The sequence below is a fragment of the Nocardia sp. NPDC058480 genome, assembly GCF_042720495.1.
In the GTDB taxonomy this organism is placed as follows: domain Bacteria; phylum Actinomycetota; class Actinomycetes; order Mycobacteriales; family Mycobacteriaceae; genus Nocardia.
The window spans coordinates 466,183-491,673 of the sequence record NZ_JBHXMN010000002.1 but is presented as its reverse complement, the minus strand read 5'-3'; the positions used below and the strand labels follow the sequence as shown (position 1 = coordinate 491,673).

Below are 25,491 nucleotides of genomic sequence, written 5' to 3'. Positions count from 1 at the left end.
GTACCAACGAACGCAGGCGACGCGGGCAACCGCGGCGACGCAGCGGGCGACGTAATAACAATGACCAGAAAGAATCGGAGCAGCGCACGTGACAGAACCGTCCATCATTGAGGTTCGCACCGCCGACCCGTACCCGGTGATCATCGGCCGCGGGCTGCTCGGCGATCTCGTCGAAGCGGTCAACGCGGGCAATGCCGTGCGGACCGTGGCGATCTTCCATCAGCCGCCGCTCGCCGAAACCGCCGAGGCGGTGCGTAAAGCACTGGCCGACACCGGGATCGACGCGCACCGCATCGAGATTCCCGACGCCGAGGACGGCAAGGAACTGGCCGTGGCCGGGTTCTGCTGGGAGGTGCTCGGCCGGATCGGGCTGACCCGCAACGACGCCATCGTGAGTCTCGGCGGTGGCGCCGCCACCGACCTGGCCGGCTTCGTCGCCGCCACCTGGATGCGCGGGGTGCGCATCGTACACGTGCCGACCACGCTGCTGGCGATGGTCGACGCGGCGGTCGGCGGCAAGACCGGCATCAATACCGAAGCGGGCAAGAACCTCGTCGGTAGCTTCCACGAACCCAGCGCCGTGCTGGTCGACCTCGTGACCCTGGAAACGGTGCCGCGCAACGAGATCGTGGCCGGCATGGCCGAGATCATCAAGGCCGGTTTCATCGCCGACCCGGTAATCCTCGACCTCATCGAAGCCGACCCCGAGGCCGCCCTCGACCCCACCGGCGACGTGCTGCCCGAACTGATCCGCCGCGCCATCCAGGTCAAGGCCGATGTGGTCGCCGCCGATCTCAAGGAATCGAGCCTGCGCGAGATCCTGAACTACGGCCACACCCTCGGCCATGCCGTGGAGCGCCGCGAGCGCTACCGCTGGCGTCACGGCGCCGCGGTCTCGGTCGGCCTGGTCTTCGCCGCCGAACTCGGCCGTCTGGCCGGGCGTCTCGACGACGCCACGGCCGATCGGCATCGCACCATCCTGGAGAGCGTCGGCCTGCCGGTCACCTACGACGGCGACGCCCTCCCGCACCTGATGGACGCCATGCAGACCGACAAGAAGACCCGTTCCGGCGTCCTGCGTTTCGTGGTCCTGGACGGTCTGGCCAAGCCCGGCCGCCTCGAAGGCCCCGACCCGTCTCTGCTGGCCGCCGCCTACTCGGCCATCGCCCGCGACACCACACCGGGCACGTCGCCGATAATGCTCTGACTTCCGTACCACCGGACGGTCACTCCCCGGCATGGGCCGGGGAGTGACCGTCCGGGTACTGCCCACTCAGCTCGCGATGGCCAGTTCTGGTTCCGTTGCGGGAGTAGCGGATTCGTTCGAACGCCGAGACCGAGTGTGGCCGTAGGCAACACCGGCCATCGAGGGCAGGAACACCAGCAGCAGGATGAACGACGCCGCGGAGGTCATTTCGTAGAGGATCCCGACCTCGCCGAGTTCGATTCCGGGCACCTGATCGAGGATCCAGCACACTGCCGAGCTGGCCAGGCCCGCGCCGAAGCCGGCGGCCAACCAGCGGACGGTCAGGCCGTCGGCACCCGTGCGGCCGTCCCGTACGCCCCAGGCGACTACCACCGCGACGATCGCGAGGAGGCACGCTGCGCGCCAGAAGGTGCCGTAGGTGGGCCAGAAGGCCATGGCGAAGCCCAGCGAGACGCGGAGGGCGACGACCAGCGCGGCGAGGACGGTGGCTCGTAACACCCAAGCGGTCATGGGCAATACCTTAGCGGTAGAAAACTAGAACCGGTATCAATTCTGCGGATCGGGTCCGCATCGGCGAACCGCGCGATCACGGTCGCGGCGAAGTTTCCGCCAGCGCGGCCGCCATCGCGGCGCGCGGCGCCGGTTGTCCGGTGAACAGCTCGACCTGCCCATATGCCTGGTTCAGCAACATCTGCAGCCCGCTGACCACCGTGTGCCCGGCGGCCTCGACAGCCGTTGCCAGCGGGGTCGGCCACGGGTTGTAGATCGCGTCGAGCACGACCGGTGCCGCCGCTACCGCCGAGGCGATCACCGCGGCCGCCTCGGCGGGCACCGTACTGACGACCGCACCGGCCGACGCGCACGCCGCGCGCACCTGCTCCGCGTCGAGCGGCACGACCGTGGCGCGCATACCGAGCCGATCGGCCAATTCCAGCGCGCTACGCGCCCGCCCGGCATCGCGGGCGATCACCGTGACCGTCTTCGCCCCGAGTTCCGACAGCGCCAGCAGCGCGGGCCTGGCAGTTCCACCGGCCCCGAGCACGACGGCCTCGTCGAGCGAGGAGACACCACCACCGCGCAGCGCACCGAGGACGCCGTCGACATCGGTGCAGTCCGCCCGCCACCCACCATCGGTGCGCACGAGGGTGTTGGCCGAGCCGACCAGGACCGCGCGTTCGGTGCGCTCGACGGCCACCGCCAGCGCCGCTTCCTTGCCCGGCATGGTCACCGACAACCCGACCCATTCCGGCCCGAGCCCGTCGACGAGGCCGGGCAACTGCTCGGCCGAGCATTCGACGCGTTCATAGCTCCAGGGCAATCCGAGCGCCCGATAGGCCGCCAGGTGCAGCTGTGGCGAACGCGAGTGCTCGATCGGCTTGCCGAGCACCGCCGCCTTGCGAACCTCAGCCACCGTAGGGCCGCGAGCTGTCGAGGATGCCGCTGCGCTGTGCCTGCGTGACCAGCCGCAGATGCTCCGAGTAGGAATCGGTGAACTTCGTCGTGCCCTGTTTGTCGACGGTGACGAAGTACAACCACGCCCCCGGCTCCGGATTCTCCATAGCGCGCAACGCGCCCACCGACGGAGCGGCGATCGGAGTTTTGGGCAGGCCCTCCATCGCGTAGGTGTTCCAGGGAGTTTCCGTGGCCCGGTCGGTATCGGTGGTCGCCACTTCGGTGGTGTCGAGCCCGTAGTTCACCGTGGAGTCGAACTGCAGCATCTGGCCGACCCGCAGCCGGTTCACGATCACCCGTGCCACCTTGCCCATATCCTGGGGTTTCGCCTCACGTTCGACCAGCGAGGCGGCGACGAGCGTCTCATACGGCGACAGCTTCGTGTCGGCGCCCGACTGGAGCAGGCCGGTGGCTTCATAGGCCTGCACGCTCGCGGTCACCAGCTGCCGCAGGATCTGTTCCGGCGTCCCGCTCGGATCGAAATCCCAATTCCCGGCGGCGATGAGGCCTTCCAGCTGCCGTGCTCGGTCGGGGCATTCCTTGACCGCCTGCACCGCCCATGCGGGCACGCCGAGTGCGGTCAAGTCCATACTCGCGCCCGCGGCGTCGAGCTGTTCGTAGGTCACGCATTTGCGCTCGGGGCCGACGCAGCTGGCGTCGGCGATCTTGCGGTAGATGCCGTCGTATCGACCGCCGGTGGACGCGTCGTGCTTGTCGTGCAGCAGCCGACCCTCGGAGATGGTCACATTGCCGACCCGCGCCTTCCCGCCGACCAACGCGGTGACAGCGTCGACGGCCGGACTCTTCGCACCGACCGCGTAGAAACCGGGCTGGACGCTGTTCATGCCCGAATTCCGCACGGCCGCTTCGTAGAAGGCCGCGGAGCTGGCGACCACGCCCTTCTCGTGCATCGTCTCGGCGATCTGCGTCGCGGTATCACCGGAGTGCACCTGGACCACCACGGGGGCACCGGGCGGTCCCGCGAAATCTTCGGCCGGGGTGAGGCTGCCCATCAGTTTGTATCCGGCGAAACCCGCGGCGGAGACGAACAGCACCACGAACACCGCGGCGACGGCCCACATATTGCGGCGGCGCCGTTTACGCTCGGCCGCCTTGCGTGAGGCGATCCGCGATCGCTTGCCGCGTCCCGACGGGCGAGCGCGGCCACGGCCGGACCCTGCCGCACGGCCACGTTCGGACGCTGACGCGCGGCCGGACTGCGCCGCGCGCTGCCCGACTCGGCGCGGTGGGGGCGCCGGTTCGGGTTCGGGCGCGGGCTCGGGGTCTGGCTCGTCGTAGATCTCGTCGTCGTAGCGCGGGATGACGTCGGTGCCGTCTTCGTCGTCCCACCCGGCGGGCCCGGCGTGCTGCGGCTCGTCATCGCGTACCTCGCGCGCGTCCAGGCCCCAATCATCGCGGCGGGGGTAGCGCCGATCAGCTTCCCGTGCCCGGTAGCGTTCCTCGGCCCTGGTCCATCGGTCGGTCATGCATCGTCTCCGACCCTCGCCGTATCTGCTGCGTCCTTCAACACCGAACTCCGCTCGTCCAACCATCCTTGCAGAATCGACACGGCTGCCGCCTGGTCGATCATCTGCCGCTGGCCACGTGCGCGAACTCCACTGTCGCGCAGCGCACGTGCAGCAGACACCGTAGTCAAACGTTCGTCGGAAAGGCGTATCGGAATCGGGTCGATCACCCGGTGCAACTGCTTGGCAAACTTGCGCGCGATGGCGGCCGCGGTGCCATTTTCGCCGCGCAGGGTGCGTGGCAGGCCGATGATAACCTCGACCGCTTCGTATTCCCGCACAATGTCGGCAATTCTTGCGATGTCGGCGGGTGGACCGCCCGCGCGCCCACCGGACTTGGCGCGCGCGACGGTCTCGACGGGGGTGGCGAGAATGCCATCGGGGTCGCTCGAGGCGACTCCGATGCGCACGCTACCGACGTCGATGGCGATCCGGCGGCCCCGACCCGGGTCAGTGGCCGGGTCAGGGCGATCGGCGGATTCCTCGCTGGACGAACCAGGGGTGGTCATCAGCCGGCGAGTTCAGCCACCCGGGCACGGACCGCGGTCAAACCGGCCGGGATACCCGACGGATCCGAGCCCGCGCCCTGCGCCATCTCCGGCTTGCCGCCACCACGCCCGGCGATACTCGGTCCGAAGGCCGCGACCAGATCGCCGGACTTGAAGCCCAGATCCTGGGCCGCCTTGTTCACCGTCACCACGAACGGCGCCTTGCCCTCGACATTGCCGAGCAGCACGACGACAGCGGGCTCGCTGCCGAGACGGCCACGGATATCGGTGGCCAGAGTCCGCAGGTCGCCCGCCGACACGCCCTCGGGCGCCGCGGCGGCCACCAGACGCACCGCACCGAGCCGCTCGGCCTGCTCGGCGAACGTGCCCGCCGAGGACAGCACCGCGGCGATCTTGGTGCGCTCGAGTTCCTTCTCGGCCACCTTGAGCCGCTCCACGAGCTGCTCCACCCGACCGGGCACCTCGTCCGACGGCACCTTCAACGAGGACGCCACACCGGCCAGCAGCGCACGCTCCTTGGCCAGGTACTTGTAGGAGTCGAGGCCGACGAAGGCCTCGACGCGACGCACACCGGAACCGACCGAGGCCTCACCCAGCAGGGTGATCGGGCCGATCTGCGAGGAGTGCTCCACGTGGGTGCCGCCGCACAGCTCCATCGAGAACGGGCCGCCGATCTCCACGACGCGCACCTCGTCGCCGTAGTTCTCGCCGAACAGCGCCATCGCGCCCATTTCCTTGGCCTTGGGCAGATCGGTGACGAAGGTGTTCACCGGGAAGTCCGCGCCGACAGCGTCATTGGAGACGGCCTCGATATCGGCCTTCTGCTGCTCCGACAGCGCGCCCTGCCAGTTGAAGTCGAACCGCAGGTAGCCGGGCTTGTTCAGCGAACCCGCCTGCACGGCGTTGGGGCCGAGGATCTGACGCAGCGCGGCGTGCACCATGTGCGTGCCGGAGTGCCCCTGGGTGGCGCCGCGGCGCCAGGCCGGATCCGCTTGCGCGAGAACGACATCGCGCTCGGTGATCTGACCCGACTCGACGGTGGCCTTGTGCACCCAGACCTTCTTGGCGATCTTCTGCACGTCGTTGACCTGCAGTTTCATGCCCGATGCGGTGATGGTGCCACGGTCGGCGATCTGACCGCCGGACTCGGCGTACATCGGGCTGCGATCGAGGATGACCTCGATGTTCTGGCCGGCCGTCGCCACCGGGACCCGCACGCCGTCGACGATCAGCGCCAGCACGGTGGCCTCGGAGGTCAGCTCGTCGAAACCGGTGAACTCGGTGGCGCCGCGGTCGACCAGTTCCTTGTAGACGGTGAGGTCGGCGTGGGCGTGCTTGCGGGCCTGGGCGTCGTCCTTGGCGCGCTTGCGCTGCTCGGCCATGAGCGAGCGGAAACCGTCCTCGTCGACGGAAAGGCCCGCCTCGGCGGCCATTTCGAGGGTGAGGTCGATCGGGAAGCCGTAGGTGTCGTGCAGGGCGAACGCGTCGGAACCGGTGATCTGCTTGCCGCCCTTGGACTTCACCGCGGAGGCGGCGTTGTCGAAGAGGGTCTCGCCGGTGTTGAGGGTCTTGAGGAAGGCCGTTTCCTCGCCTACCGCGACGGTCTCGATGCGGGAGAAGTCGGTGCCCAGCTCGGGGTAGGACGGCGCCATCAGGTCGGTGACGACCTTGATCAGCTCGGCCATCACCGGCTTCTCGGCGCCGAGCAGGCGCGCCGAACGCACGATGCGGCGCAGCAGGCGGCGCAGCACGTAGCCGCGGCCGTCGTTGCCGGGATTCACGCCGTCGGCGATGAGCATGGCCGAACTGCGGGCGTGATCGGCGATTACCCGGAAGCGCACGTCGTCGGCGTGCTCGACGCCGTAGGCGCGGCCGGTGAGCTGCTCGGCCTTGTCGATGATCGGGCGCAGCAGGTCGGTCTCGTAGACGTTCTCGACGCCTTGGAGAAGCATCGCAACGCGCTCGACGCCCATGCCGGTGTCGATGTTCTTGCGCGGCAGCGAACCGATCGGCGGGAAGCCCAGCTTGGGGCTCTGGTCGCCGCGGATGTCCTGCATGAAGACGAGGTTCCAGATCTCGAGGTAGCGATCCTCGTCGGCGACCGGGCCGCCTTCCTTGCCGTAGGCGGGGCCGCGATCGTAGTAGATCTCCGAACAGGGACCGCCGGGACCGGGCACGCCCATGTCCCAGTAGTTGTCCTTGCCGTCGCGGAACTGGATGCGCTCCTCGGGAATCCCGGCGACCCGGTGCCAGATCTCGGCGGCCTCCGGGTCGGATTCGTAGGCGGTGACCCAGATGCGCTCAGGGTCGAAACCGAAGCCGCCCTCCTCCTGGGGCTTCGAGATCAGCTCCCAGGCCAGGGTGATGACGCCTTCCTTGAAGTAGTCGCCGAAGGAGAAGTTGCCCGCCATCTGGAAGAAGGTGTTGTGGCGGGTGGTCACGCCGACCTCGTCGATGTCGCCGGTGCGCACGCACTTCTGCACGCTGGTCGCGCGCGAGTACGGCGGCGCTTCCTGTCCCAGGAAATACGGCTTGAACTGGACCATGCCCGCATTGACGAACAGCAGGTTCGGGTCGGCCAGGATCAGCGAGGCACTGGGCACCTCGGTGTGTCCGGCGCGGACGAAATGGTCCAGGAAGCGTCGGCGAATCTCGTGGGTCTGCACAAATACCCAGCCTACCGGTGTGGCGCACGTGGTTTTTCATCGACCGGGGTGGTCCACGCCACGGCGAACCGCGAGCTCTCCGTACAGCTACTTTCCGCGGATGATCCGGCGCAACTTCTCCAGGCGCGGGGCGATCGTGCGTTCGTTGCCGTGATCGGTGGGCAGGTAGTAGTCGGTGCCGACCAGTTCGTCGGGCGGGTACTGCTGGGTGACGACGCCCTCGCGGTACTTGTGCGGGAACTTGTAGCCCTGGGCATTGCCGAGCAGGGCGGCGCCCGCGTAGTGGCCGTCGCGCAGGTAGGGCGGGACGGCACCGGCCTTGCCACGCGAGACATCGGCCATGGCCGTGCCGATGGCGGTGGTCACCGCGCCGGATTTGGGGGCGGTAGCGAGGTGGATGGTGGCCTGCGCCAGGGCGAGTTTGCATTCGGGCAGGCCGACCTGTTGAACGACCTGCGCGGCGGCGGTGGCGGTCTGTAGCGCCATCGGATCGGCCATACCGATGTCTTCGCTGGCGTGGATCATCAGGCGGCGCGCGATGAAGCGGGGATCTTCGCCCGCGGCGAGCATACGGGCCAGGTAGTGCACGGCCGCGTCGACATCGGAGCCACGAATGGACTTGATGAAGGCACTGATCACGTCGTAGTGCTGGTCGCCCGCGCGGTCGTAGCGGACAGCGGCCTTGTCGACGGTCGCCTCGACCGTTTCCAGGTCGACGGCGCCGTCGGTCGCGGACTCCGCCGAGGCCTCCAAGGCGGTGAGCGCGCGGCGCGCGTCGCCACCCGCGATCCGGACGATGTGCTCGATCGCCTCGTCGCTGACGGTGTAGGCATCGGCGAGCCCGCGCGGGTCGCTGGTCGCGCGGGCGAGGACGGCGCGGATGTCGTCGGGGGTGAGCGGTTGCAGTTGCAGGACGAGTGAGCGTGACAGCAGCGGGGAGACGACGGAGAACGAGGGGTTCTCGGTGGTCGCGCCGACCAGCAGCACTACGCGGTTCTCGACGGCCGCAAGCAGCGCGTCCTGCTGGGTCTTGGAGAAGCGGTGGATCTCGTCGATGAACAGCACGGTCTGCTCGCCCGCGGCGAGGCGGCGCCGGGCGAGGTCGATGACCGCCCGCACTTCCTTGACGCCGGCCGAGAGCGCCGACAACGCTTCGAACCGCCGACCGGTTGCCTGTGAGAGCAGCGAGGCCAGCGTGGTCTTGCCGGTCCCGGGCGGGCCATAGAGCAGTACCGATGCCGCACCCGAGCCTTCGACGAGCCTGCGCAGCGGGGAGCCGGGACCGAGCAGATGCGCCTGACCGATCACCTCGTCCAAGTTCGCGGGGCGCATGCGCACGGCGAGCGGCGCGCCCGAGTCGCGACGGAACACCGCATCGGCGCCGGGTTCGGCGGACGGGTGTTCGCCGGGCACGTCGAAAAGGCTGTCGGTCACGTTGTGCAGGGTACCGAGGCGCTCGGACATGTTCTGCGAAGATCACCAACAGACGCCCGCTCGGGCCCCTGACATCCATCAGCGCCTTCCACCGAGATGGACAGTTGACCAATAATCCGAGCGTGGACTTGCGCGGGAGCGATTCGTGGGCTGTGATCGCTGATCGTGGTCGAAAACAACAGCGCCGTACCGTCTCAGCCGGTCGAGTTCGCCCGCCGCACCCTGTTCGCCGGTTCCACGGCGGTAGCGGCGGTCGCGGTGTTGGGCACCGCCGCGCCCGCGCAGGCCGCGGGAGCCGTCTTCCGGCACGGTGTGGCGTCCGGGGATCCGCTGCCGGGCGCGGTCATCTTGTGGACCAGGGTGACCGTCACCGAGGACGCCACGCCCGGTTCCGGCATCGGCGATGCGACGGCGGTGCGCTGGGAAATCGGCACCGACGCCGGTTTCGGCGCGCTCGCCGCGTCCGGCACCGTCACGACCACGACCGATACCGACTACACCGTCAAGGTCGACGCAACCGGCCTCACCCCCGGTCAGGACTACTTCTACCGCTTCACCGCACTCGGCGAGACCTCCCCCGTCGGCCGTACGAGGACCGCGCCCGCACCGGACAGCGAGGTCGACCGCCTTCGCTTCGGCCTGGTCTCCTGCGCCAACTGGGAAGCTGGCTGGTTCGGCGCCTATCGGCACCTGGCCGCGCGCACCGATCTCGACGCGATCGTGCACCTCGGCGACTACATCTACGAGTACGGCCGCGGGAAGTACACCGGCCGCAACGGCGCGGTCCGCGCACATGAACCGGCGAACGAGATCGTCACCCTCACCGACTACCGCACCCGCCACGGCCAGTACAAGACCGATCCCGACCTGATGGCCCTGCACGCGGCGGTGCCGTTCATCTGCACCTGGGACGACCACGAGTCGGCCGACAACTCCTGGCGCGAGGGCGCGGAGAACCACGACCCGGCCACCGAAGGCCCCTGGGTCGACCGCAAGGCCGCGTCGGCCCGCGCCTACCTGGAGTGGATGCCGGTGCGCGCGACCCGGTCCGACGGTCAGGTGCAGATCTACCGCCGCTTGCGTTTCGGCACGCTCGCGGAACTGTCGATGCTGGATCTGCGCAGCTACCGCGACGAGGAGGCAGGGCCGGGCGCGGGCTGGCGCCACGCCGACGACCCGTCCCGCACGATCACCGGCCGCGCCCAGATGGATTGGCTCACCGCCGGACTCACCTCCTCCCCCACCCGCTGGAAGCTGATCGGCAACTCGGTGATGGTCGCGCCGCTGGTGTTCCCGCCGCTGGACGCGGCCACGACCCAGGCGATCACCGAGGCGCTCGGTATTCCGCAGGGCGGCATCACCGTCAACGGTGACCAGTGGGACGGCTACACCGCCGACCGCGACACCCTGTTCCGGACGATCACCGACAACGAGGTGGGCGAGGTCGTGTTCCTCACCGGCGACATCCACACCTCCTGGGCCGCCGACCTGCCGGTGAACGCCGCGAACTACCCGGGCGGGCCGACGGTCGGCGCGGAGTTCGTCATCCCGTCGGTCACCTCCTCCAGCGTCGGCGACCTGCTGAAGATGCCCGCCCGCACCGCGTCGGTACCGGCGGAGGAGGCCATCAAGGCGGCCAACCACCACCTGCGCTACACCGAACTCGACTCACACGGCTTCGGTGTCCTCGAAGTAACCGCGACGCAGACGCAGATGGACTGGTTCTACGTCGCCGACGTCACCGATCCCGCCACCGGCGTGCGGCACGGCGCGTCGTTCGCCGTCGCGGCGGGCGGACGGGTCGAACCGCGGCCGACTCCGGTGCTCTGACCGCGGTTCGCCGCGGCGCCGCGGAAATCGGCGCAGAATTCTTCGGACAGGGTTGTCGATTGCGCCCACCCTCGCTCGTCGGGTGAGTACGGCCACCCGACGAGCGGGCAGCCACACACCGAAGGAGCACATCATGAGCCAGTACTTGGTCTTGATCTACGGCGACGAATCCACCTACGCCGCGTACTCCCCCGCCGAGCTCGATGACATGCTCGCCGCACATCGCACTTTCCAGCAGATCGCCGGTGACGCCAACCTGGGCGGGCAAGCGTTGCAGCCCACCGCGACCGCCACCACGATCCGCCGCGATGCGGGCGGCGAGGTCGTCATCACCGACGGGCCGTTCGCCGAGGCGAAGGAAGCACTCGGCGGCTACTACCTGCTCGAGGCGCCGGACCTGGACGCCGCGATCGCGATCGCCGCACAGGTGCCTGCCCCCACCGGTGGCGTCGAAGTGCGCCCGATCCAGGTCTACCCGCGGTCGTGACCACGGCGGCGGCCGTGGCCGTCGAGCAGGCGCACCGTCGTGAATGGGCTTTCGTGCTCGCCGCGACGGTGCGGCTGGTCCGCGATTTCGACCTCGCCGAGGAATGCGTGCAGGACGCCTACGCCACGGCGCTGACCGCCTGGGCGAGCGACGGTATCCCGGCCAAACCCGGCGCCTGGCTGACGACGGTCGCGCGGCGCCGCGGCCTCGACCTGCTGCGTCGCGAGGGCACCTTCCGCCGCACGCTGCCCCGGCTCGTCATCGACGAACCCATCGCCGACACCGCCGACCTGGCGCTGGCCGACCTGGACGACCCGGCGATCCCCGACGACCGGCTACGACTGATCAGCACCTGCTGCCACCCGGCCCTCGCACCCCAGGCGCAGGTCGCACTGACACTGCGGCTGGTCTGCGGTGTCACCACCGCCGAGGTGGCTCGCGCGTTCCTGGTGAGCGAGGCGACCATGGCCGCGCGCATCACCCGTGCCAAGAAGAAGATCGCGGTCGCTGCCATCCCGTACCGGGTGCCCTCGGTACGGGAGCTGCCGCAGCGGCTCGATTCCATCTGCGCGGTGATCCATCTGCTGTTCACCACCGGCCACACCTCGCCCGCGGGCGAGGTCCTGGTCCGTGCCGATCTCGTCGACCGGTCGCTGCAGCTGGCCAGGATGATGCACGCGCTCGTCCCCGACGATCCCTCGGTGACCGGGCTGCTGGCGCTGATCCTGCTCACCGACGCCCGCCGAGCAGCGCGCGTCGACGACGAGGGCAATTTGTGCACGCTCGAACACCAGAACCGGGACCGCTGGGACCGAGCGGCCATCGCCGAGGGCATCGCGCTGGTGAAACACGCTCTGCCACATACCGACCGGTATACCTTGCAGGCCGCGATCGCCGCTGTCCACGACGAGGCGCCCACCTGGGACGACACCGACTGGCGGGAGATCATCGGCCTCTATCGGCTGTTGCTGCGCGATTCGCCGTCGCCGGTCGCCGGGCTCAATCACGCCATCGCGGTCGGCCTGGCCGGCGATCCGGCACAGGCGCTGGCACTGCTCGAACCGCTCGGCGCGGAACCGGCGCTGGCGACCTACGGCTATCTCGACGCCGCCCGCGCCGCCTTCCTCACCGAGCTCGGACGCACCGACGAAGCGATCGTCGCCTACGAGTCGGCGCTGCTGCTCACCGACAACGCGGTCGAACGTGCCCATCTGCGAGGCAAACTCGCCGCGCTGACCCGCTGATCACTTGGCGCACTCCGTGATCGGGATCAGGCGCTTTCGGCGGCCAGCTCCCGCTTCCATTCGCGGAAGCCCTCCTCGGTGCGGCCGCGCCGCCAGTATCCCGAGATCGAGGCCCATTTCGGCGCGACGCCACGTTCCTTGCGCAGGTAAGGGCGCAGGTGACGCATCACGGACTCGGCCTCGCCGTGCACGAACGCTTGAACCTGTCCCGGCAGCCATTCGGCCGCGCGCACCGCGGCCACCAGCGGCGAGTGTGCCCCGGCGAGGTCGTCGGTGATCCCGTCCGAGGACACACCGCGATGCACCCAGTGCAAGCGCAGGTCGGCAGGCGAGACAAGGGGGATCTCGTCCTCGGTACCGCCCACCTCGACGAACACGAGAGCGGGCGCACCGGTCGGCAACGCTTCGAGCGCGGCCGCGATGGCGGGCAGCGCCGATTCGTCGCCGGCGAGCAGGTACCACTCGGCCGCCGGATCGGGTGCGAACGCACCGCCGGGTCCGTTCAGCCAGAACCGCTCGCCCGGCTCCACCGACCGCGCCCACGGACCGGCGACGCCCTCGTCACCGTGCACCACGAAGTCGATGCTGATCTCGCGCAGCTCGGCGTCGAAGGACCGCACGGTGTAGGTGCGCAGCACGGGCTGGCTCTCCGGGCCGAGCGTCGCCCGCGTCGTGTCGAGGTCGAGCGGCTCGGGGTATTCGACGCCGGGCACCGGAAAGATCAATTTCACATAGGCGTCGGTGAACGAGTTCGGTGTGAATCCGTCCGAAACGGTGCCGACTACCCGCACCAGGTGCGGGGTCAACCACTGCTTGCGGACGACTGTGACGGTGACCGGTATCGGCACGGCTGCTCCCAACTCCTCAGATGCTTGCCGACGGTACCCGCGTCGCGCCGGGAAGTGGGGAGCCCGCTCGCGCCGCTACTCCGACCAGCGCTCCTCGAGCATCGCCGAGACCTGTTCGGCGAAGTCGCCGACCGCGTCGTCACCGGTCATCCTGGCGTCCTCGGCCAGTGCCGACCAACGGTTGATCAGGGCTTCCGAGCGCGGCACCGACAGCCCGTGTTCGCGGGCGGTGGCGATACGGGCGTGGTCGGCGGGCAGGAACCAGTAGGTGGACAGCCAGACCCAGATCAACCGGGCTTCGAGAATTCGTTCGGCCAGGACCGTGTCGTCGGCCAGCGACGGCCAGACGCCGACCACGATCGAGCGCCAGGCCTCGACCATTTCCTTGGCGCGGCTGCGCGAGAGTTCGAAATCGCACAGGCAGCCGGGGAAGGAGACGAGCGCGTAGGCGATGTCGAGCGTGGCGTCGCGGAAACCGCCCCACTCGTAGTCGAGGAACCGCGCGCCTTCCTCGTTCATGATCACGTTGTCGGGGCACAGGTCAGACGGGCTGAACGCGCGATAGCGGCCGCCGGTGAACAGGCGGTTGCCGTGCACGATGCGTTCGGCGATCTCGCCGGGCACCTCGATGCCGAACTCGGCCGCGAGCAGACCGGGAACCTCGGCGATGGCGGCCTGGGCCTGCTGGGCGATCCCGTCGACGCGGTGCACCGAGTCGACCCGACGCATCAGGGCGACGAAGTCGGGTTCGCGACCGACCGTCGCGGCGTGCATCCGGCCGAGCGCCTGCGCGAACGCCATCAGCGAGTTCCGGGTACCGGGCTCCACGCGGGCCTGCAGCACCGAGGTGAGCAGCGCGTTGTCGCCGAGATCGGACAGCACGAGGAGCCGATCGGGGACGCTGTGCGCGATCAGGAAGGCACCGGGACGCTGCTCGCGGCTCAGCGCGGTGGTGAACTGGTAGGACACCGCCTCGCGCAGGAACGCCGCGTCGATACTGGCGACGCCGGGCGCCAAACCACCGGCGCGGCGGTCAGGACTGGAACCGCGCACCTGCTTGACGATCAGCGTGCGCGGCAAGGAAAATGCGTTTTCCGCAACACGCACGCGTAGGACGGTTGTCCTACCACTGCCGCTGAGCTCCATCGGATCACTCAGCTTTACCGGAGCACCCATTCGCTTTGTGAGCAACTGTTGTGCTGCGGACACGACGTCGGCGGCGCGTTCGGCCAATAGTGCGGTCATCGCCTTTCAAGCTACTCGTACCCGGTCACTTCTAGCGAGCGGTTGGACAACCTTTCCGCGTCGTTCGGCGTGTTGGCGCCGAGGTTGCGCGTGTGTGCCTGTTCGCTTGACACATCAGTCGGTCTTCGGGTTTTCTCATCGTGAACTGCTGTGCGCCACACCGCAAACCGGTTGAGTCGAAAGGTCTATCACAGTGACCGACACTCCGTACGCCGCATCGAGCGATTCTCCGGGCGGGTCGCCAGTTCCTGGCGGTGGCGGACAGTTCGCCGGACCCGGGGGCAGACATGAGGGAACCGGGCAACCACCGGCTTCCGGCGCGGGACCGAGCAGACACGGAATGGCCGGTGGCGCAGGCTATCCGCAATTCGAAGGCCCCGGCGCCGCCCAGTACGGGCAGGAGCCGGTCGAGCCGCCACCGCCGATTGCCGGCCATGGCGGGTCGGCACCGCAGTACGGGCCCGCGGGCACCGGTCCCGGTTACGCGGTCCCCCAGGCGAAACCGGAGAATCCGGTGTACGCCGCGGCCCCCGCATCCGGCGTGTCGCCGGGCGGTGGTGGGCAGACGCCCGGTTACTACCATTCGGGAGCACAAGCCCTCGATATCGGCCGTTCGCTGAGCTACGGCTGGGAGCGATTCCGGGCCAATCCTGGTCCGTGGCTCGGCGTCACCGCGGTGGGGGTGTTGATCTATCTCGGCTTCGTCGCCGTCGTCCAGATCGTCCAACCGACATCACCGTTCAGTGTCCTGTTCCTGTTCTTGATGGTGATCGTCGCGCTGTGGCTGTTGCAGGCGGCGATGGTGCGCGGCGCGCTCTACGAAACCGACGGGTACCCACCTGCTTTCGGGTCGTTCTTCCGGTTCGTCAACGCGGGTAATGTCCTGCTGACCTCGCTGCTGGCGTTCACCATCACCCTGCTGCTGTCGTCGCTGTGCCTGGCGCCGGGGGTGATCGCCGGGTTCCTGTGCATGTTCTCGCTGCACTTCGTGATCGATCAGGACTACGGCCCGGTGGAAGCGATCAAGGCGAGCGCGCAGCTGGTGCTGGCGAATCTGTGGGCGTCGCTGCTGCTGGCGCTGACCGTCATGCTGGTCACCGTCGTCGGCGCGGCACTGTGCGGGCTCGGCCTGTTCGTCGCGGGGCCGGTGTGCGTGATCGCGGTGACCTACTCCTATCGGATGCTGACGGCGGGGCCGGTGGCCCGCGTCTGAGGTCAGCGTTCGAGCGCGCTCCGCATGCCGATGGCCCGCTTGAATCGGCCGATCGGGCCCTTGTCGTCGCCCGCCTTCGGCCGCAGCTCGAGCACCAGCACCCCGGCGATCACAATGCCGACCAGGTTCACCGCGAGCTGCCCCGCCGACTCGAACGCCCGGTGCCATTGTCCGAGCGTGGCCGCCACCACCGCGTACCCGGCGGCGGGCACGGTCGTCACCGAGATGAAGACCCCGATCAGGGCCGCCGACTTCGCGGTGACCAGCGACAGCATGCCCGCCGCACCGGCGAGCAAGGCCACGACCAGGGAGAACGGACCGACTTCGTAGATGAAGTCGACGCTGTGCGCGTCGATCACACCCGCGGTGGTGATCCAGCCGAGCTTCTCCCACACGATCGTCGCGCCGAGAGTGACCACCATCGCGATCGGGAACGCCACCGCCAACGCGATCACGGAGCGCCGCGCCAGCCGCCAGTTGCGGCGCACCAGCGCCACCGAGAGCGCTGCCAGGGGACCGAACTCCGGGCCGACCACCATCGCGCCGACGATGGTGACCGGCGAGTTGGTCGCCACACCGATCGCGGCGAGCAGGCAGGCGATGGTCAGGAACGCGACGAAGGTGGCGTTGAGCGAGGATTCCTCGTGGGTTTCCTTGAGCAGTTGCTCCCAGATCACCGCGTCACTCGGATCGCCGGGCGCCGCGCGGACGGCGCGGTCCGCGGCATCGGAGAGCACCGCGGTGACCGGGCCGAGGGTGATTCCGCCGTGCTCGACGATGCCGAGCGACTTCACGTCGGCGAGCACCGTGTTGCCCGCCTCCCGGGCCACGTCGGCCTGGACGAGATCGCCCACGGGGTCGAGCGCGACGCCGCGCATCACCGTCAGGTGGGTGACGCCGGCGTCGGCTTCGAGCATCCGCACCAGCTCGTCGGTCTGCTCGGGCGGGCTGATCACGCGAAGATGTAGCACCGGTGCCCTTCTGATCGGTATCGCCGGTGGCGATACGGGAACTGACCAGAAGGTACCGGGCTATCCTCGATGACCGCTATTTCTCGGCCGGAACAACTTTCGGCGCGGCGGTGGCGTCGCCCTTGGCCTTGACCTCGGGCTTGGCGTCGATGCCCGCTTCCTTACGCTGCTGCGCGGTGATCTGCGCGGGCGCGTCGGTGAGCGGGTCGACACCGCCACCGGTCTTCGGGAACGCGATCACCTCGCGGATCGAGTCCTCGCCGGCCAGCAGCGCGGTGATGCGGTCCCAGCCGAAGGCGATGCCGCCGTGCGGCGGGGCGCCGTAGGCGAACGCGTCGAGCAGGAAGCCGAACTTGTCCTGGGCTTCGGCGTGGTCGATGCCCATCACCGCGAACACGCGTTCCTGCACATCGCGACGGTGGATACGGATAGAACCGCCACCGATCTCGTTGCCGTTGCAGACGATGTCGTAGGCGTAAGCCAGCGCGGCACCGGGGTCGGTGTCGAAGGTGTCCAGGGACTCCGGCTTGGGCGAGGTGAACGCGTGGTGCACCGCGGTCCAGGCCGAGTAGCCGAGGGCGACGTCACCGCTGGCGGTCGCCTCGGCGGTCGGCTCGAACATCGGGGCGTCGACGATCCAGACGAAGGCCCAGGCGTTCGGGTCGATGAGGTCGCACTTGCGGGCGATCTCGCCACGTGCGGCACCGAGCAGGGCACGGCTCGACTTCACCGCACCGGCGGCGAAGAACACGCAGTCGCCCGGCTCGGCGCCGACCTGCTTGGCCAGGCCGTCACGTTCCGCGTCGGTCAGGTTCTTGGCAACCGGACCGCCCAGGGTGCCGTCTTCGTTGATCAGGATGTAGGCCAGGCCCTTGGCGCCACGCTGCTTCGCCCACTCCTGCCAGGCATCGAGCTGACGTCGCGGCTGGCTCGCGCCACCGGGCATCACGACCGCGCCGACGTATTCCGACTGGAACACCCGGAAGGTCGTGTCCTTGAAGTAGTCGGTGAGCTCGGTGATCTCGACGCCGAAACGCAGGTCGGGCTTGTCGGAGCCGTAGCGCCGCATCGACTCCGCGTAGGTCATGTGCGGGATCGGGGTGACGATGTCGTGGCCGACCAGCTTCCACAGCGCGGTCAGGATGTCCTCGGCCAGCAGGATCACATCGTCCTGACGCACGAAGCTCATCTCGATGTCGAGCTGAGTGAACTCCGGCTGACGGTCGGCACGGAAGTCCTCGTCGCGGTAGCAGCGCGCGATCTGGTAGTAGCGCTCGATGCCACCGACCATGAGCAGCTGCTTGAACAGCTGCGGGCTCTGCGGCAGTGCATAGAAGCTGCCCGGCTGCAGGCGCGCGGGAACCAGGAAGTCGCGCGCACCCTCGGGGGTGGAGCGGGTGAGCGTGGGAGTCTCGACCTCGACGAAGTCGTGGCCGGCCAGCACGTTGCGGGCGGCGGCGTTGACCTTGGACCGCAGCCGGATGGCGTGGCCGGGACCTTCGCGGCGCAGGTCGAGGTAGCGGTGCTTGAGGCGGGCCTCGTCGCCGGGGGTCTCGTCGAGCTGGAACGGCAGCGGCGCGCTCTCGTTGAGCACGACCAGTTCCTTGGCGTCGACCTCGATCTGCCCGGTCGGCAGCTCCGGGTTCTCGTTGCCGTCGGGACGCCGTTCCACCACACCGGTGACCTGCACACAGAATTCCGCGCGCAGCTTGTGGGCCTGTTCGGCCGCCTCGCCCTCGCGGAAAACCACCTGCGAGACGCCAGAAGCGTCGCGCAGATCGATGAAGGTCACACCACCGTGGTCACGACGCCTCGCCACCCAGCCGGTGAGGGTGACGGTCTGACCGGCGTGCTCGCCTCGCAGCGAACCAGCCAAGTGGGTGCGCAGCACGGTATTCCTTTCGACAGACTTTCGCGGACTTGTCGCACCGGCGCGGATGTCCGGGTGCACTGCCATCGTAGTGAGACACGGTGCCCGAGTGAAAACCGATATCTACCCGACCGTGTCAAGCTTGTGACACTTGTTCGCCGTCGCTGGTCCCGCCGACGGTGAATCATGCTGTGAGGCAGCCCGACATCCGAGCGAAGGCGAGTACGCGATGACCTTCAACGAAGGTATGCAGATCGATCCCGGCCGGGCTTCCTCGGGTGGCGGACCCGGCACGGGCGGCAAACTCGCCCTCGGCGGCGGCGCGGGCGGCCTGATCCTGTTGGTGATCACCTTGCTCATGGGTGGCGATCCGGGGTCGGTGCTCGGCAACTTCACCGGCGCGCAGGGCGAGCAGCCGCAGCCGGGGACCGCGGGGACGCCGACCCACTGCAAGACCGGCGCCGACGCGAACAAGTACGTCGACTGCCGGGTGGTGGCCACCGCGCAGAGCCTGGACGCGGTGTGGTCGGTGCAGCTGCCCGAACAGACCGGCAAGAGATACGTGCAGCCCGAACTGGTGCTGTTCACCGGTGCCGTGAGCACCGCGTGCGGTAATGCCACCAGTGATGTCGGCCCGTTCTACTGTCCCGCCGACCAGACCGCCTACTTCGACACCGCCTTCTTCCAGGAACTGACCGACCGCTTCGGCGCGAGCGCGGGACCGCTGGCGCAGGAGTACGTGGTCGCGCACGAGGTCGGCCACCACATCCAGAACCAGCTCGGCGATATCGGTAAGGCCCAGCGCGATCCGCAGGGTGCGACCTCGGGTGCGGTGCGCACCGAACTGCAGGCCGACTGCTACGCGGGCATCTGGGCCAACTTCGCCGACAAGCAACCCTCACCGGGCGGCGGGCAGCCCTTCCTGAAGCCCCTGTCCGACAAGGACATTCGCGACGCGCTGTCGGCCGCCAATGCCGTCGGCGACGACCGCATCCAGCGCTCAGCGGGTCGCGGCGTCAATCCCGAGTCATGGACCCACGGGTCATCGGATCAGCGACAGAAATGGTTCCTCGTCGGGTACCGGACCGGGTCGGTGCAGTCCTGCGACACCTATTCCGCGCGTGACCTCGACAACCCGCCCGGGCTACGCTGACCCCCGAACGCGATACCCACGCACTGTCTTTCGATCGAGGGGAACCCATGCGCCCGACCCTGACCGGACTGCTCGTCTGCGCTCTCGCCCTACCCGGCGCGAGCGCACTCGCCCATGCCGATCCGGCGCCACTACCGCTGGTGAGCCTGACCACGATCCCCGACGGCTGGTCGCAGCGCACCGACCTGCGCCCGGTCTTGCAGGTCTTTCCCGATGGCAAGGCGGTGCACATGCCCGATGCCGTGAGCAAGGACCGCAAACCCGAGACCGCGCCCAAGAAGGTGACCGGAAAGGTCGCCCCCGACGTGATCTCGGCCGCGCGCGAGGAGATCAACGCGCTGAAGGACATCGATTTCGGGATGCCGGCAGGTGAAAACAAGGGCACCCAGATCATCGACCTGATGCCCGACGATCCGGCCGACGAAGCCCACCTGGTGATCTACTCCCCCGAGGCGTCCGAAGGCCTCAACCCGGAGCAGAAGGCCGCCCGCAAGCGCTTCACCGACCTCTACAAGAAGCTTGTCGACGCCTTCAAGAGCTGATCGTTCGACGCTGACCCGCAGGGCCTCGCCGGTTTCCACCGGCGAGGCCCTGGTCGGTCAGAACCGGTCTGCGGTCGCGTCCTCGTCGCGTTCGTCCTCGTGGACGGCGCCGATGACATCGGGCGTGGATTCGCCCAGCGGGCCGGTGAGATCGTCGTTGCCGGTGCGGCTCTGGTAGGGCTGCACGGTACGACCGTGTTCTTCCTCGTTGTTGCCACGGCCCGCGCCCGCTCCCGCGCCGCCGCCCATCATGCCGGAGCTACCGCCGGTGCTCGCGGCCGTGGTGGTACCCGAGCCCATCAGACCGGTCATCGCACGGCCCGACGCGGGAACCGCCGCGCCCGGCACGGCCGCCGTGGTCTTCGGCGTGCCCGCGCTCGGCGTGCCACCGGTACTGCCGCCCGCGCCACCGCCCGCGCCACCGCGCGCGGTGCCGAGCGCACCGAGCGAGGCACCGGAGCCACCGCCGCTGCCACCGGAACCACCGGTGCCGAGGCTCGACGGTGTCGTCGAGCCAGCAGTGGTGGTGCCCGCGGTGGTGCTCGCCGCGGTGGTGGAGGAATCGCCGCCGGTGAGGGCTTCCTCTGCCTGGGTGAGCAGCGGTTCGCCGATGTTCTCCGAGGCCGCGGACAGGACTTCGTCAGGCGAGGGCAGGCCGCTCTGGCTGGCGAGTTGCCCGACGACGCCGCTGAGTTCGCCGGTGTAGCCCATCAACTGCCCACGCGTGACGTTCACGACCGACACCGCTTCACCGAGATGCGTGGTGGCCAAGCCGATCAGGGTGGCTTGGGTCGGCGGCAGCATGATGGTCGGCGCGAGCGCGGTGGCCTGGGCCGCGAAGGTGGTGGCGATCGTGGTGAGCTGCGCGTTGCCGGTCTGGACGACAGCGGCTGCCTGCTGGGTGAGCGCGGAGATGTCGATGCCGCGCTGGCTGGTGTCCTGCCCCTGGGTCTGAGCCTGCTGGCTGGCGGTGGTCGCCGCGTCGGCGGCCTCGCCTTCCCACAACTGCTGGACGGTCTTCACCCCACCTTGGGCCAGGCTCATCGCCTGTTCGATGACCGCGGAGGAGCTGCTCAGGATCGCGGTGGGGTCCAGCGAGCTGAAGACTCCGGTACCGAAGCTGCTGAGCAGGTCGAGGAACGGCTGGAACAGGGTGTCGATGCCGGGCAGCGCGGGCAGCGACAGTCCGCTCATCAGCGCGGCGACCGGGTCTTCGGTCAGCGTCGTCGCGGCGGCGGACGTGCTCGCGCCGGAGGTGCTCGCGGCACCGGCGCCCGAGGTACCGGTGAGCGCGGCCTTGGCCTGGTCGAACGCTGTCAGCGCGGCGGCCGACGCGGGCGCCGCGACCTGCGCCACCGTGCCCTGCAAGCCGCTGAGCGCGGACGAGGCATCGTCGGAGACGCCGGACAGGATGTCTTGGGGCTGCATGCCGGTGCCGAGGCCACCGAGCCCACCCAACCCGGCGGGCGACATGCTGCCGTTCTGGGCTTCGTCGGTGATCTTCTGCGCGAGCGTGAAGGCCGCTTCCTCGGTCTCGGCGGCCTCCTCGGGCACCTGCATCAGCGACACATCCAGGATCGCCTGCGAGTCGAGAGGTGCCGCGCCCATCACCGACGCGGCATCAGCATCGGCAGCGGCCATGGCGGCGTCGGGAGCGATGACACCCGCGTCCGAACTCAGCGGCTTCACAGGCCGGCAGCCTGACGTGCGAGTTGGGCGGCATTGTCGATATCGGTCGTCTCGAAGGTCACCGACGACTTGAAGGCCGCGTCGGAGAGTGAGCTGAACTTGGCCGACAGATCGTTGATGTCCTTGGCCTGCAACGCTTGCGCGGCCGCGAACATCGCGAGGTAGTCGGCGCCGATGAGGCCGAACACCGGCGTGGCCGCCGACACGCTGGCAACCAGGTCGATATTGCCCGCCGCGGCGACCTGTGCCGCCACTCCGCCATTGGTCGCCGCGAACGCAGCGACCTCTTCGGTTTGCACCGAGAGATCGGTCATGCGAAATCCCCCAACTCGTCGTGAAAAGTCTGCTCGACAGAAGCGAGCGACGGACGCGAAACTCCCGACGCGACCATCCAACTGCGATTGGCGCCAAATATAGCCGAACTCCCCGACAGTTTTCGAGTCGTGCCACCTTCGATCCGCGTGGTCCACTTTCAAAACTAGAACATGTTCTATATCCTCGGGCACATGAAGGTCGCAGTGACCGGCGCAGCCGGCTACCTCGGTACCAACTTGATCCCTCTGCTCCTCGAGCGCGGCCACGAGGTCGTCGCGATCGACCGCGCAGCCCCTACCACCGCCGATCCGGCCGTGACCTGGGTCGACGGCGACGTGCTCGACCCAGCGTCGATGCGTGCGGCACTGGCGGGCACCGAGGTGGTCTACCACCTCGTCGCGTTGATCACCCTCGCCGAACGCAACGATCTCGCGTGGCGGGTGAACACCGAAGGCGTGCGCGTCACCGCCGAGGCGGCGCTGGAATCGGGTGTGCGCCGGTTCGTGCACACCAGCTCGATCCACGCCTTCGATCAGTATCGGGCAGGCGGACACATCGACGAGACCTCCAGCCGCTCCGACGATCCCGGCCTGCCGGTGTACGACCGGTCGAAATGGTCCGGCGAACTGGCCTTGCGCCCAGTGATCGAGCGTGGGCTCGACGCGGTGATCGTGAATCCGACCGGCGTCTACGGCCCGGTCGATCACCCCGAGCGACTGTCGCGACTGAACACCATCGCCGCCCAGGCGATGCGCGGCAAGGTTCCGGTGATGATCGGCGGTGGCTTCGACCTGGTCGACGTGCGCGACGTCGCGCAGGGCCTGATCCTCGCCGGCGAGAAGGGCCGCACCGGTGAGAACTACCTGCTCGGCGGCGAGATGACCACGATGATCGACTTCTGCCGGATCGCGGCGGCTCGCACCGGCGCCAAAGGTCCACGCTTCGCCGTTCCCGCGAAGGCACTCGGCGCGCTGCTGCCGGTACTCGAGCCGATCAGCAGGCGCCTCGGCTCCGACGTCCTGTCCAAGGCCGCACTCGGCGCGCTGCTCTCGGCGCCGATCGTCGATCACGGCAAGGCCGAACGCGAACTCGGCTACCGTCCTCGCCCGACCGAGGAAACCATCGCCGATCTGGTCGACTTCCTGCGCGCACCGCGCACCGTCTGACCCCGTACACCCCTACGCCGCCACCGCTTCGCGGATGACGTCCGCCGTCGCCTGCTGCCCCGCGGCGTTGGGGTGCACCGGTGTCGCGTTGAGCTGACCCGGCACCGGCGGCTCGACCCACCGCGTCGCGGCATCACGGCAAGCGTCGTGCCCGATGCCCGGGGTGTAGATGTCGACATAGCTCGCGCCGTTGGCTTCGGCCTGTCGCCGCAACGCGGCGTTGAGCTCCTGTTCGACACCCCGCGCATAGGCGATATCGCCGGTGCTGAGCGGGATCTGGGGATAGCAGCGCCCCGATTCGGGCAGTACCGCCGGATATCCGACGACGTACACGCGCGCGTTCGGGGCGAGTGTCGCGATGCGCGCGATGGCGGCACCCATCGCGGGCTCGTTGACCGCGATGTCGTCGCTGAACCGCGACCCCCAGGTGTCGCGGCACGGTGCGCCGACATCGGCGGCATTACCGAGATTGACCGCGATACATGACATGACCATCGTCTGGAACAGATTGTCGTCATTGCCGCCTATCTGATAGGTGACGACCCTGGTCCGCGGCGACAGCGCGTCGAATTGCGGTGGCTGATCGGGATATTGGGCGGTGGTCATGTGCGCGGTGGCTGCCGACGCACAGCTGACATCGGTGAGCTCCCACCCCGTCGCCGCGGCCAGCCGATGCGGATAGTTCGACACCGATCGGGTACACAACGGCGGACTGCCCGGCACCGGTTCGAGCAGCCCCGGCGCGGCGGTGTAGGAATCACCGAGCGCGACATAGGACATCGCGGGCGCCGAGGCGGCACCCGGAAACAGCAGGCCGACGACGAGTTGAGCGACGACCGCGACGAGCAACGGCCTTTCCATCGAACACTTCTTACCTGGACACCGACACCACAGACCGTCGGGCCGAACGGTCCGTCATCAGCCATTTTACCCGCGCCGCGAACGAATGACACCGCCGAAGCCCTGCCAATCCACGGTGGCGGCGCATCAGTGGCTCAGCCAATTGATCGTGCCATCGGCGGAGGTGCCGAGTCACGCTTGACAACGCAGTCGAACGCATGTTCGACTCGTTGGGTGCGGTGGCAAGCCCAGACCCTAGGCGCCGATGACGGCGCATTGCCAGGCCTGACCAGGGCCGGGCTGGTTCGCTCCGTCCGCACCCCCGAGTTCGACGGCATCACCTTCCACGAGGTGCTGTGCAAGAGCGCGCTGAACAAGATGCCCGAGAGCTCCGCTCTGCCTTTCCGCTGGACGATCAACCCCATGCGTGGCTGCTCACACGCCTGCCGCTACTGCTTCGCGCGTGGCAGCCACGAGTATCTCGGCCTCGACGCGGGCGAGGATTTCGATTCCGAGATCGTGGTGAAAACCAATATCGCCGCGGTACTGCGCCGCGAACTCATGCGACGGTCCTGGCAGCGTGAGGCGGTGGCGCTCGGCACGAACACCGACCCGTATCAGCGCGCCGAGGGCCGATACCGCTTGATGCCCGGCATCATCTCCGCACTCGCCGATTCGGGCACCCCCTTCTCCATCCTCACCAAAGGTCCCCTGCTGCGCCGCGATCTCCCGCTGCTCACCGAGGCGGCCCGGCGGGTCGAGGTGAGTGTCGCGGTGTCGATCGCCATCCTCGATCCCGACCTGCACCACAGCCTCGAACCCGGCACGCCCGAACCCCGCGCCCGACTCGACCTGGTCCGCGCACTGGCCGAGGCCGGCTTCACCGTCCACGTCATGGCGGCGCCGATCATCCCCTGTCTCACCGACAGCCGAGCCCACCTCGAGGCCCTGTTCGCGGCGATCGCCGACGCGGGCGCGACCAGCGCCATGGCCTTCCCGATGCACCTGCGCGGCCCCACCCGAGACTGGTTCCTCACCTGGCTCGGCACCGAACACCCCGCACTCATGCGCCGCTACCGCCAGCTGTACGCCCGCGGCGGCAACGTCACCCCTCTCTATCGCGACTGGCTGCGCGACCGCGTGAACCCCCTCCTCGACCACCACGGCCTGCGCCGAATCCAAGGCCCCACCACCCCACCCGCTCCCCCACCCACACCGCAGGACGCGCAGCTCGCCCTCTTCGGCTGACCCGGGTTCGACCACAGCGCCGTCCGCGAACGGCGA

At 68.8% G+C, this 25,491-nt stretch carries 22 protein-coding genes; 9 read left to right on the top strand and 13 right to left on the bottom strand.

Features of this window, described 5'->3' with window-relative positions:
* Window positions 1-88: 88 nt before the first annotated feature.
* Window positions 89-1,207, top strand: coding sequence for a 3-dehydroquinate synthase (gene aroB, locus ACFWO8_RS07855; protein WP_062983000.1), 1,119 nt, complete (start codon window positions 89-91; stop codon window positions 1,205-1,207).
* A 66-nt stretch (window positions 1,208-1,273) separates the two neighbouring features.
* On the opposite strand, the gene ACFWO8_RS07850 is transcribed toward aroB, so the two are convergent.
* From ACFWO8_RS07850 to ACFWO8_RS07825, 6 genes are all read right to left on the bottom strand, one after another.
* Window positions 1,274-1,717 (bottom strand): B-4DMT family transporter, encoded by a 444-nt coding sequence (locus ACFWO8_RS07850; protein ID WP_378945451.1) that lies wholly within the window; start codon window positions 1,715-1,717, stop codon window positions 1,274-1,276.
* 76 nt (window positions 1,718-1,793) lie between these two features.
* Window positions 1,794-2,618 (bottom strand): shikimate dehydrogenase, encoded by an 825-nt coding sequence (locus tag ACFWO8_RS07845; protein WP_378945448.1) that lies wholly within the window; start codon window positions 2,616-2,618, stop codon window positions 1,794-1,796.
* Window positions 2,611-4,146 carry an endolytic transglycosylase MltG gene (gene mltG, locus ACFWO8_RS07840; protein ID WP_378945445.1) on the bottom strand — a complete coding sequence of 512 codons (1,536 nt, stop codon included), beginning with the start codon at window positions 4,144-4,146 and terminating at the stop codon, window positions 2,611-2,613. Before mltG ends, ACFWO8_RS07845 begins: the two co-directional genes overlap by 8 nt.
* Window positions 4,143-4,694 (bottom strand): Holliday junction resolvase RuvX, encoded by a 552-nt coding sequence (gene ruvX, locus ACFWO8_RS07835; RefSeq protein WP_378945442.1) that lies wholly within the window; start codon window positions 4,692-4,694, stop codon window positions 4,143-4,145. Before ruvX ends, mltG begins: the two co-directional genes overlap by 4 nt.
* On the bottom strand, window positions 4,694-7,360 hold the full coding sequence (gene alaS / locus ACFWO8_RS07830; RefSeq protein WP_378945436.1) for an alanine--tRNA ligase: 2,667 nt from the start codon (window positions 7,358-7,360) through the stop codon (window positions 4,694-4,696). Before alaS ends, ruvX begins: the two co-directional genes overlap by 1 nt.
* 87 nt (window positions 7,361-7,447) lie before the next feature.
* Window positions 7,448-8,824, bottom strand: a complete 1,377-nt coding sequence (locus ACFWO8_RS07825; protein ID WP_378945433.1) for a replication-associated recombination protein A — start codon at window positions 8,822-8,824, stop codon at window positions 7,448-7,450.
* A 135-nt stretch (window positions 8,825-8,959) separates the two neighbouring features.
* Between ACFWO8_RS07825 and ACFWO8_RS07820 the strand changes: the two genes are divergently transcribed.
* The 3 genes from ACFWO8_RS07820 to ACFWO8_RS07810 all read left to right on the top strand — a co-directional run bounded on the left by ACFWO8_RS07820 (window position 8,960) and on the right by ACFWO8_RS07810 (window position 12,355).
* Window positions 8,960-10,624 (top strand): alkaline phosphatase D family protein, encoded by a 1,665-nt coding sequence (locus ACFWO8_RS07820; protein ID WP_378945430.1) that lies wholly within the window; start codon window positions 8,960-8,962, stop codon window positions 10,622-10,624.
* Between the two features lie 133 nt (window positions 10,625-10,757).
* On the top strand, window positions 10,758-11,111 hold the full coding sequence (locus tag ACFWO8_RS07815) for a YciI family protein (protein ID WP_378945428.1): 354 nt from the start codon (window positions 10,758-10,760) through the stop codon (window positions 11,109-11,111).
* Entirely contained in the window at window positions 11,108-12,355 is a 1,248-nt protein-coding gene (locus ACFWO8_RS07810) for an RNA polymerase sigma factor (RefSeq protein WP_378945425.1), read from the top strand. The genes ACFWO8_RS07815 and ACFWO8_RS07810 overlap by 4 nt, the downstream gene beginning before the upstream one ends.
* Window positions 12,356-12,381: 26 nt before the next feature.
* Here ACFWO8_RS07810 and ACFWO8_RS07805 read toward each other — a convergent pair whose 3' ends face one another.
* Both ACFWO8_RS07805 and ACFWO8_RS07800 read right to left on the bottom strand, forming a co-directional pair.
* Window positions 12,382-13,203, bottom strand: coding sequence for a siderophore-interacting protein (locus ACFWO8_RS07805; protein ID WP_378945422.1), 822 nt, complete (start codon window positions 13,201-13,203; stop codon window positions 12,382-12,384).
* Between the two features lie 75 nt (window positions 13,204-13,278).
* Window positions 13,279-14,448 (bottom strand): phosphotransferase family protein, encoded by a 1,170-nt coding sequence (locus ACFWO8_RS07800; protein ID WP_378945419.1) that lies wholly within the window; start codon window positions 14,446-14,448, stop codon window positions 13,279-13,281.
* Between the two features lie 340 nt (window positions 14,449-14,788).
* On the opposite strand from ACFWO8_RS07800, the gene ACFWO8_RS07795 reads away from it, so the two are divergent.
* Window positions 14,789-15,661, top strand: coding sequence for a hypothetical protein (locus ACFWO8_RS07795; RefSeq protein WP_378945416.1), 873 nt, complete (start codon window positions 14,789-14,791; stop codon window positions 15,659-15,661).
* Between the two features lie 2 nt (window positions 15,662-15,663).
* On the opposite strand, the gene ACFWO8_RS07790 is transcribed toward ACFWO8_RS07795, so the two are convergent.
* Window positions 15,664-16,632 (bottom strand): DUF389 domain-containing protein, encoded by a 969-nt coding sequence (locus ACFWO8_RS07790; RefSeq protein ID WP_378945413.1) that lies wholly within the window; start codon window positions 16,630-16,632, stop codon window positions 15,664-15,666.
* Window positions 16,633-16,708: 76 nt separating this feature from the next.
* Complete coding sequence (gene aspS / locus ACFWO8_RS07785) at window positions 16,709-18,523, bottom strand: aspartate--tRNA ligase (protein WP_378945410.1); 1,815 nt, start codon at window positions 18,521-18,523, stop codon at window positions 16,709-16,711.
* A 208-nt stretch (window positions 18,524-18,731) separates the two neighbouring features.
* Between aspS and ACFWO8_RS07780 the strand changes: the two genes are divergently transcribed.
* Window positions 18,732-19,655, top strand: coding sequence for a neutral zinc metallopeptidase (locus ACFWO8_RS07780; RefSeq protein ID WP_378945407.1), 924 nt, complete (start codon window positions 18,732-18,734; stop codon window positions 19,653-19,655).
* Between the two features lie 47 nt (window positions 19,656-19,702).
* Entirely contained in the window at window positions 19,703-20,197 is a 495-nt protein-coding gene (locus ACFWO8_RS07775; RefSeq protein WP_378945404.1) for a hypothetical protein, read from the top strand.
* 57 nt (window positions 20,198-20,254) lie between these two features.
* Here ACFWO8_RS07775 and ACFWO8_RS07770 read toward each other — a convergent pair whose 3' ends face one another.
* Window positions 20,255-21,886, bottom strand: coding sequence for a hypothetical protein (locus tag ACFWO8_RS07770; RefSeq protein ID WP_378945401.1), 1,632 nt, complete (start codon window positions 21,884-21,886; stop codon window positions 20,255-20,257).
* Window positions 21,883-22,200 carry a type VII secretion target gene (locus tag ACFWO8_RS07765; protein WP_378945397.1) on the bottom strand — a complete coding sequence of 106 codons (318 nt, stop codon included), beginning with the start codon at window positions 22,198-22,200 and terminating at the stop codon, window positions 21,883-21,885. Before ACFWO8_RS07765 ends, ACFWO8_RS07770 begins: the two co-directional genes overlap by 4 nt.
* Before the next feature lie 192 nt (window positions 22,201-22,392).
* On the opposite strand from ACFWO8_RS07765, the gene ACFWO8_RS07760 reads away from it, so the two are divergent.
* On the top strand, window positions 22,393-23,367 hold the full coding sequence (locus ACFWO8_RS07760) for an NAD-dependent epimerase/dehydratase family protein (protein WP_378945393.1): 975 nt from the start codon (window positions 22,393-22,395) through the stop codon (window positions 23,365-23,367).
* Between the two features lie 12 nt (window positions 23,368-23,379).
* Here the strand turns inward: ACFWO8_RS07760 and ACFWO8_RS07755 are convergent, their stop codons facing one another.
* A complete protein-coding gene (locus ACFWO8_RS07755; protein ID WP_378945387.1) occupies window positions 23,380-24,228 on the bottom strand; it encodes an SGNH/GDSL hydrolase family protein in 849 nt (282 codons plus the stop codon).
* Between the two features lie 213 nt (window positions 24,229-24,441).
* Between ACFWO8_RS07755 and ACFWO8_RS07750 the strand changes: the two genes are divergently transcribed.
* On the top strand, window positions 24,442-25,455 hold the full coding sequence (locus ACFWO8_RS07750) for an Rv2578c family radical SAM protein (RefSeq protein ID WP_378945383.1): 1,014 nt from the start codon (window positions 24,442-24,444) through the stop codon (window positions 25,453-25,455).
* Window positions 25,456-25,491: the final 36 nt, after the last annotated feature.